Genomic DNA, 984 nt, shown 5'->3' on the forward strand with positions numbered 1-984 from the left:
TGGATTTTCGGATTAAAAGCCCTGCCGGCTTTCACAAGCAGGCAGGGATCATTATAAGTAAAAGATGTAAATAGATGTACCACTGTACAACCTACTTATTAAAACTATAAAATTAATCTTGCAGATTCTACACACATTAATCTGCTACCTTGAATATGAAGGAGGCATATTCACATATACCCGCAATCAATAGACTCTAATTCTTGCGATTATTTACCACAGGCTATCTCTAGCCTACCTATTATATATCGAACTGTCTTTTTAGAAAACGCCCCGGCGGCGACATAACTTCCGCCGAGGCGCGGCATTTTCATGCGCATTCTATGAAATGAATTTCTTCCGTTCCAGACTGTCCTCCGTTAGGCGTCCCGACGGATTTGCAATCCGTCGTAAAAAAGGTTCGACCTATTATGCCAGGGGATTTGTAATCCCCTATCCCATCGATATGCTGGCAACAGCCTGGTTGCTGGGGATTGCAAATCCCCAGAGCATAAAGAGGTTAGGTCATTTTTTGACGGCGGATTGCAAATCCGCCGGGACGCCTAACGGAGGAAAGGACATATCCGGCGCTACGCAAAACGCCCCGGCGGCGACATAACTTCCGCCGAGGCGCGGCATTTTCATGCGCATTCTATGAAATGAATTTCTTCCGTTCTTACCCTGAGGGCGGATCTGGTGCCCTCGGGATATGCATTTATTACGTGCTAAGCTATATTTCGTTTTCGGCGGAGGGTGCATAGGGCTGTCTTCCGCTAGGCGTCCCACCCCGTTAGGCGTCCCGACGGATATGTTATCCGTCGTAAAAAAGGTTCGACCTATTAAGCAGCGGGATTTGTAATCCCCCTATTCCATCGATATGCCGGCTACAGCCTGATTGCTGGGGATAACATATCCCCAGAGCATAAAGTGGTTAGGTCAGTTTTTGACGGCGGATTGCAAATCCGCCGGAACGCCTAACGGCTCTTTAATCCACAATACTGAATG

This window comes from Prevotella sp. TF12-30, from assembly GCF_003436715.1.
Taxonomy (GTDB): Bacteria; Bacteroidota; Bacteroidia; order Bacteroidales; family Bacteroidaceae; genus Prevotella; species Prevotella copri_A.